At 70.9% G+C, this 3,639-nt stretch carries 5 protein-coding genes; 2 read left to right on the plus strand and 3 right to left on the minus strand.

The window, feature by feature from the left end:
* Nucleotides 1-58: 58 nt before the first annotated feature.
* The 3 genes from ACLN58_RS19510 to ACLN58_RS19520 all read right to left on the minus strand — a co-directional run bounded on the left by ACLN58_RS19510 (nucleotide 59) and on the right by ACLN58_RS19520 (nucleotide 2,206).
* The gene (locus ACLN58_RS19510) at nucleotides 59-526 is read right to left on the minus strand and encodes a tRNA (cytidine(34)-2'-O)-methyltransferase (RefSeq protein WP_415856897.1); all 468 of its coding nucleotides are present in this window, start codon (nucleotides 524-526) and stop codon (nucleotides 59-61) included.
* A 64-nt stretch (nucleotides 527-590) separates the two neighbouring features.
* Nucleotides 591-1,631: a J domain-containing protein gene (locus tag ACLN58_RS19515; RefSeq protein ID WP_415856898.1), complete on the minus strand. Its 1,041-nt coding sequence runs from the start codon at nucleotides 1,629-1,631 to the stop codon at nucleotides 591-593.
* Nucleotides 1,632-1,777: 146 nt separating this feature from the next.
* Nucleotides 1,778-2,206, minus strand: a complete 429-nt coding sequence (locus ACLN58_RS19520) for a hypothetical protein (RefSeq protein ID WP_415856899.1) — start codon at nucleotides 2,204-2,206, stop codon at nucleotides 1,778-1,780.
* A gap of 92 nt (nucleotides 2,207-2,298) precedes the next feature.
* Here ACLN58_RS19520 and ACLN58_RS19525 point away from each other — a divergent pair, with 92 nt between their 5' ends.
* A complete protein-coding gene (locus ACLN58_RS19525; RefSeq protein ID WP_415856900.1) occupies nucleotides 2,299-3,003 on the plus strand; it encodes a helix-turn-helix transcriptional regulator in 705 nt (234 codons plus the stop codon).
* A 3-nt stretch (nucleotides 3,004-3,006) separates the two neighbouring features.
* The coding region (locus ACLN58_RS19530; RefSeq protein ID WP_415856901.1) for a cysteine desulfurase family protein at nucleotides 3,007-3,639 on the plus strand (633 nt) is incomplete at its 3' end.

Genomic DNA, 3,639 nt, shown 5'->3' on the forward strand with positions numbered 1-3,639 from the left:
GCGCGCGAGACGATCGCGGGGTTCTGAGCTCTGCGCCGCCGGAGAGCTGCTGTGCTGGCTAGACCTTCGCGCCCGCGTAGCCGTTCTGCCGCCAAGCCTCGTAGACGGCGATCGAGGCGGAGTTCGCGAGGTTGAGGGAGCGGCGCGCGGGCACCATGGGCAGCCGCACGCGCGCCGTGACACGGGGGTCCGCGAGCACTTCAGCGGGGAGGCCCACCGATTCGGGGCCGAAGAACAGGACGTCGCCGGGCCCGTACGCGATCTCGGCGTACGGCGTGTCCCCGTGCGACGTGAACGCGAAGACGCGCGCGGGCAGGAGGGCCGCGAAGGCCTCGTCGAGCGTCTTGTGCACGGTCACGACGGCGAGGTCGTGGTAGTCGAGGCCGGCCCTGCGGAGCTTGGCATCCTCGAAATCGAAGCCGAGTGGTTCGACGAGGTGGAGCTCGGAGCCCGTCACCGCTGCGAGGCGGATGGCGTTGCCCGTGTTGCCCGGGATTTCGGGGGCGTAGAAGAGGATGCGAAACACGCACTCCATCCTAGTGACAGGCCGCGCGGCAAGGATCTCTCGTCGCCGGCCGCGCCAGCCCAGCTCAGTGCAGCCCCGTGAGCAGCCGCGCGAGCGCCGGGACGTAGACGACGTTGGGCTGCGGCCCGGACGCGAGGAAGAACTTGAGCTCCCGGACAAACTTCGAGCCGTTGAGAGGCTCGATCCCCGAGGTGACGCTGCGGTGCACGTCGATGACAGGCTGGTGGAGGCTCGAATCCGGCGTCTGCGCGAGGAGGAAGCCCTGAACGTTGAGCTCAGGGAACACTTCCTGGAACAGACGGACCTGCCCGCCCACGAGCGGCGGGACCGCGCCGCGACCTCCCTGCAGGAGTTGGGCGCCGTCCCAGGCGTAGTTCCCCACGGGCACGAGCATCGAGTCGATGATGGCGAGCCGATACCCCGCGAGCACCGCGTGCGCGATGTAGGTCCCCCCGCCCGCGCCGGCGGGTGAGTGGAGTCCGTTGAGGAGCCGCGCGGAGGGGATCTCGGCGAGGATGTGGCGCTGGATGAGGGCGGCCGTGCGCTGCTCGCGCTGGATGCGGGCGGCCGCGCCGAATACCCCGCGGCGGCGCGGCTCGCCATGTTCGCGCCGCGCGGCGGTTTGTGCGGGGATGAGCGGCACGACGCCGTCCCTGAAGGGCGGCTCGTAGACCGCGGATTCGGCGGCGAGGTTGCGCTGTGGCCTCCCCGCGCCGGGTCTTCCGGCGCCCGATGTCCCGGCTGCCGATCCGCGGCGCGCGGAGAATCCAAAGGGATCGAACCCTGGTGCCCCCTCGCCGGGGCGCGCGGACGACGGCGGGTGCGCCCCGCCGTCGTCCGTCCCACCGGTGCCCGGGCTCCAGGGGCTTCCGGCGGGCTCCCGCTGTGGGAAGGAGGAAAAGTAGCTGCGGTCGTAGGCCTCGCGACGCTTGGGGTCGGAGAGGACCTCGTAGGCGAGGGTCACGCGGTGGAACTCCGCGGGATCCCCGCCGTGGTCAGGGTGATGAGTTCGGGCCGCGCGGCGGTACGCCGCCTTGATCTCCTGGGCGGTCGCGGTGACGGAGACGCCGAGCACCTCGTAGTGAGAGGGGATGGGCGGCGTCATGGATCAATCCTAAGAGGCGCCGCCTGCCTCCTGGCGCGGGCGCTCCGGTGCCGCTGGCCTCCTCCGCGGCCCTCAGGCTCCGGGCCCTCAGGCGCCGCGCCCTCAGGTGCCCGGGCCTCACGCTCCCGGCCTTGACGCTCCCGGCCTCAGGCTCTCCGGGTGGCGAGTCGGTTGAGCGCGAGGGCGGCCACGAGGAGACCGAAGTCGCGGAGCGCGACGTCGTAGAAGTGACCGAGGACCACGAGGTTCACGATGATCCCGAGGAGCCACAGCGCCACGATGGCGGAGCCCCAGCGGGGCACGACGGCCACGAGCACGCCCGCGACGATCTCGATGACGCCCACTCCGTACATGAACATCTGCGGCGTCACGGGGATGACGTTCGTCGCGACAGGCGCGAGGTAGCTGGGCCAGAAGGTCAGGAAGTTGAAGAACTTGTCGAGGCCGAACAGGATCGGGGCGACCGTGAAGATGGTGCGCAGCATTACATAGGCCTGGCCGGCGCCGCTCAGGGTGGCTGCACCGGCGCGACGGGCGGGAACTCGGGCGTCGCCGTGGGTCGAGGCGGAAGACATAGCAGGACTCCTCTCCAAAATTGGTACTTGTGATTTTAGTCTCGGGCGAGATCTAAAACAATGGATCAAGGTTTTGGATTTACACTGGACCCATGGCAACCACCGCGTGGTCCCGTCGCGTTTCCGCTGTCGCGTCACTGGGCGACCGGACGCGCCGGGCGCTCTTCGACTTCATCCGAGCGGCGGGCCGGCCGGTCGGGCGCGACGAGGTCGCTGCGGCCGTCGGCCTGACGCGGGGGGCGGCGGCCGCGCAGCTCGACCGGCTCGCCGAGGAGGGAATCCTCACCGTCACGTTCGCCAAGCCCGGAGCCGGAGGCCCGGGCACGGGCCGACCCTCCAAGTTCTACTCGCTCGCCATGACCGAGGTGGTCGCGTCCGTGCCGGAGCGCAGCTACGAGCTCGCGGGCAAGCTCATGGCCCAGGCCGCTGAGCGGTCCATGAACCACGGCGTCCCCGTGGCCGAGTCATTGCGTGAGGTGGGGCACGAGGCCGGCGAGGCGCTCGGTCGGCACCACGGAAGCATCGAGGCCGTGCTCGACGCGACTGGCTATGCGCCCGTGCCGGGGGCGGAAGGTGACGCGATCGAGCTCGCCAATTGCCCCTTCCACCGGCTGGCGCGCGATCATCGCGAGGTCGTGTGCACCCTGAGCGCGGCGTTGCTCGAGGGCGCGCTCGTCGGCTGCGCTGACACGGACCGCGGCGTCGAGCCGCTCGATCCGACCGACGGCGCGCGCGAATGCTGCGCGCGGATCGTTCACCGCACAACCCGTGGGGATTCCCTGCCGTCCTACAGTTGAAGGGTGCCCGTGTACCTCGACCATGCCGCCACGACACCCGTGACACCGCACGCCCTCGCCGCGTACTCAGAGCAGGCGGCGCTGGGCGGCAACCCGTCGTCGCTCCACGCCTCGGGCCAGCGCGCCCGCCGGGCACTTGAGGACGCGCGGGAGAAGCTTGCCGCGACGCTCGGGGCGCACCCGTCGGAGGTCGTCTTCACGTCGGGCGGAACCGAGGCGGACAACCTCGCGGTGAAGGGCCTGTTCTGGGCTCGCCGCGGCGCCGACCCGCGCCGCACGCGGATCCTCTGCTCGAGCGTCGAACACCACGCGGTCATGGACGCGGTCGAATGGCTCGAACGGCACGAGGGCGCCGAGGTCGTGTGGCTCCCGTGCGATCCCGACGGCGTCACAAGCGCGGCCGCCGTCCGCGCCGAGCTCGCACGGGATCCCGAGACGGTGGCCCTCGTGACGGTCATGTGGGCGAACAACGAGGTCGGCGCCATCCAGCCGATCCCCGAAATCGTCGAGGCCGCCACCCAACATGGCATCCCCGTCCACTCGGACGCCGTCCAGGCGTTCGGCCATCTCCCTGTCGACTTCGCGGCGTCCGGCCTCGCGACGCTCGCGGTGAGCGGGCACAAGATCGGCGCCCCT

This window comes from Sinomonas sp. G460-2, assembly GCF_047759905.1.
In the GTDB taxonomy this organism is placed as follows: Bacteria; Actinomycetota; Actinomycetes; order Actinomycetales; family Micrococcaceae; genus Sinomonas.